Origin of the sequence: Mameliella sp. AT18 (assembly GCF_028807275.1) — a bacterium.
Taxonomy (GTDB): Bacteria; Pseudomonadota; Alphaproteobacteria; order Rhodobacterales; family Rhodobacteraceae; genus Antarctobacter; species Antarctobacter albus.
The window spans coordinates 1-3,037 of record NZ_JARAMO010000162.1 but is presented as its reverse complement, the minus strand read 5'-3'; the positions used below and the strand labels follow the sequence as shown (position 1 = coordinate 3,037).

At 67.3% G+C, this 3,037-nt stretch carries 4 protein-coding genes and 1 riboswitch; of the genes, 1 reads left to right on the top strand and 3 read right to left on the bottom strand.

Annotated features, from left to right (window positions below; translation table 11 throughout):
- Window positions 1–93 precede the first annotated feature (93 nt).
- From gcvH to PVW46_RS14660, 3 genes are all read right to left on the bottom strand, one after another.
- Window positions 94–453, bottom strand: coding sequence for a glycine cleavage system protein GcvH (gene gcvH / locus PVW46_RS14670; RefSeq protein ID WP_043143024.1), 360 nt, complete (start codon window positions 451–453; stop codon window positions 94–96).
- 15 nt (window positions 454–468) lie between these two features.
- Window positions 469–1,599, bottom strand: coding sequence for a glycine cleavage system aminomethyltransferase GcvT (gene gcvT, locus PVW46_RS14665; protein ID WP_069211216.1), 1,131 nt, complete (start codon window positions 1,597–1,599; stop codon window positions 469–471).
- A 68-nt stretch (window positions 1,600–1,667) separates the two neighbouring features.
- Window positions 1,668–1,748, bottom strand: a riboswitch (glycine riboswitch).
- 103 nt (window positions 1,749–1,851) lie between these two features.
- The gene (locus PVW46_RS14660) at window positions 1,852–2,328 is read right to left on the bottom strand and encodes an RrF2 family transcriptional regulator (protein ID WP_052244537.1); all 477 of its coding nucleotides are present in this window, start codon (window positions 2,326–2,328) and stop codon (window positions 1,852–1,854) included.
- Between the two features lie 93 nt (window positions 2,329–2,421).
- On the opposite strand from PVW46_RS14660, the gene PVW46_RS14655 reads away from it, so the two are divergent.
- Window positions 2,422–2,988, top strand: coding sequence for a gamma-glutamylcyclotransferase (locus PVW46_RS14655; RefSeq protein ID WP_069211215.1), 567 nt, complete (start codon window positions 2,422–2,424; stop codon window positions 2,986–2,988).
- Window positions 2,989–3,037 lie beyond the last annotated feature (49 nt).

Sequence of the window (3,037 nt, the reverse complement as noted above, 5' to 3'; positions counted from 1 at the left end):
ACCGCAGGGAGACGGGGGCAGAGCCCCCTTTCCGCCGCCGATCACCGCTCCGCCGGAATGGGCGCAGGGCGGGGCATCACCCCGCCGCCACGATCACGAAATGAAGTCCTTGTAGGCCTTCTCGTCCATCAGGTCGTCCAACGCCGACAGGTCCTCGACCTTCATCTTGAAGAACCAGGCCTCGCCCTCGGGGTCCTCGTTGATCTTGCCCGGTTCCTCGACGATGGGCTCGTTCACCTCGACGATCTCGCCGTCCAGCGGCGCCAGGATGTCAGAGGCGGCCTTGACCGATTCGATCACCACGACTTCTTCGTCCTTGGTGACCTCTCGGCCTTCCTCGGGCAGTTCGACAAAGACGATGTCGCCCAATTGTTCCGCCGCGTGATTGGTGATGCCCACAACGACCAGGTCACCCTCGACCAGCAGCCATTCATGTTCCTCGGTGAATTTCATGTAAGTCTCCCTGTTTCACCGTTTGAACCCAGCCGGCACGAAAGGCAGCGCTGCCACCCGCACCGGAACCCGCTTGCCGCGCAGCTCGCCCCAGAGGGGTGTGCCCTCTGATGCGCTTGCCGCCGACACATATCCCATGGCCACCGGCCCCTCGACCGAGGGGCCGAAGCCGCCCGAGGTCACGGCGCCGACCTCGGCCCCGCCCTCCTCGGCATCGTAGAGCACCACGCCCGCGCGCATCGGCGCCCGGCCCTCGGGGCGCAGGCCCACCCGCTTGCGCGCCGCGCCTTCGGCCATCTCGCGCTGCACCCGCTCCGCGCCCGGATAGCCGCCCGCGCGCGCGCCACCGGCGCGCCGGACCTTCTGGATCGCCCAGGTCAGCCCCGCCTCGACCGGCGAGGTTTCCGGGTCCAGGTCCTGCCCGTAGAGGCACAGGCCCGCTTCCAGCCGCAGGCTGTCCCGCGCGCCCAGCCCGATGGGTTCCACCCGGGCATCCGCCAGCAGCGATTTCACCAGATCCACGGCCGCCACGTTGGGCACCGAGATCTCGAAGCCGTCCTCGCCGGTATAACCCGACCGCGAGACCCAGCATTCCGCGCCCGCGATGGGCAACGTCTCGACGTCCATGAAACGCATGTCGCGCACCGCGGGGCAATGCTCGGCCAGAACATCCTCGGCCTCGGGCCCCTGCAGCGCCACAAGCGCACGATTTTCCAGCAGTTTCACGGTGATGCCATCGGGTTCCAGCGCCGCGCGCATCCGGGCCACGTCGGCCTCCTTGCAGGCCGCGTTGACCACCACGAACAGGTGATCGCCCCGGTTGGCGATCATGAGATCGTCCTCGATCCCGCCCGCATCATTGGTAAAGAAACCATAGCGCTGCCGCCCCTCTGCCAGCCCCGCCACGTCCACCGGCACTAGCCGTTCCAGCGCCTCTGCCACCTTCGGCCCGCGCAGGATCACCTGGCCCATGTGGCTGACGTCGAACAGCCCGGCCCGGCTCCGGGTGTGCAGATGCTCTTTCAGCACGCCCAGCTTGTACTGTACCGGCATCTCGTAGCCGGCGAATCCCACCATTTTCGCGCCGCGCGCGTGGTGCAGCTCGTTCAGAACGGTTGTCTTCAGCTCGGTCGGCTCGTCCGTCATGCGCTCCCCTTTGCCCATGACGCACAGCGCGTCCGGGCAGTTCCGCCACGGACCAATTCCGCAGCCCCACTGCCCCCTCTGTCCTTCGGCCTGAGATCGTTATCCCTTCGGCGGACGCGCATCCGGCGCCTCTCTCCAGAGTCTTGCCTCTTCGCGGTCCATGCGGCCTGAGCGTTTCCGGGGCGGTTGCGCCTTCGGCACCGGCTCCGGGCCAAGGCCCTCCCCGGTTCTCCCGTCGAAGATGCGCAGACGCTAGTCCATCGTCCCGGCGTTGACAAGCCGCCCCGCGCGGCATCCATCGCCAGAGATGATGTTCATCAGCGCGGCGTTGTCACAGACCAGCGAATCGAGCGTGATCGGGTCCAGCGTCTCGTAAAAGGCATTGGCGGCCCGGGTCAGCGCGCTGCGCAGCCGACAGGCATCGGTCAGCGGACAGGTGTTGTCCACGTCGGCGAAACATTCGGCCAGCGGCACCGGCTGTTCCAGCGCCCGGAAAATGTCGCCGATGACGATATCCTCGGCCGGCCGGCCCAGTTCCAGCCCGCCGTTGCGCCCCCGCTGGGTGTGCAGGAACCCCATCTGGGCCAGCTGGTTGATGACCTGCGCCAGGTGGTTTTCCGAGGCATTGCAGCGTTGGGCGATCTCGTGCTTGGTAACAAGCCGCCCCGGGTTCGCGGCGCAAAACATCAGCACGCGCATCGCGATATTGGTTCTTTTCGTCACCCGCATGCGGATCTCCAAAATACATTGATCAGACACCTATCTCGCACGCGGCGGGCCTTCGGGGTTTGACATGCGTCAAAACCGGCGAATATTTCGCACATGGAGCATGTATATTTCTTTGGCTACGGGTCGCTGGTGAACCGCACGACCCATGAACACACCCCCGCACACCGCGCCCGCCTGCACGGCTGGCGCCGGGCCTGGCGCGCGGTGCCCGAACGGGCGCTCTGCTATCTGACCGCCGTCCGCGATCCGGACGCCCATATCGACGGGCTGATCGCCCCGGTCCCCGGCGACAGCTGGGCAGAGCTCGACCGCCGCGAAGGCGCCTATGACCGCCATGACGCCACCCAAAGCCTGACCCATGACAGCGACGCGCGCGCCGTCGTCGTCTATGCGATCGACCCCGGCCGCCACAGCGCTCCGGGTCCGGACAACCCGATCCTGCTCAGCTATCTCGATGTGGTGGTGGCGGGCTACCTGGCGGAATACGGCCCCGGCGGCCCGGCGCAGTTCTTCGACTCCACCCTGGGCTGGCAGGCGCCGATCCTCGATGACCGCGCCGCGCCCCGCTATGCCCGCGCCCGGCCCCTGACGGACGAGATCCGCACCCTGACCGACGCCGGCCTGGCCGCCCTCGGCAGCCGGATCATCGCCGCCGCCTGAGCCTCAGGCGAAAGCCGCCTGGCTTCTTTGGTTTGAAAAATACCTCGGG

What these genes read in the sequence shown, in the direction of transcription:
- gcvH (WP_043143024.1), bottom strand. Translation starts at nt 453, where the DNA reads ATGAAATTCACCGAGGAACATGAATGGCTGCTGGTCGAGGGTGACCTG.
- gcvT (WP_069211216.1), bottom strand. Translation starts at nt 1,599, where the DNA reads ATGACGGACGAGCCGACCGAGCTGAAGACAACCGTTCTGAACGAGCTG.
- PVW46_RS14660 (WP_052244537.1), bottom strand. Translation starts at nt 2,328, where the DNA reads ATGCGGGTGACGAAAAGAACCAATATCGCGATGCGCGTGCTGATGTTT.
- PVW46_RS14655 (WP_069211215.1), top strand. Translation starts at nt 2,422, where the DNA reads ATGGAGCATGTATATTTCTTTGGCTACGGGTCGCTGGTGAACCGCACG.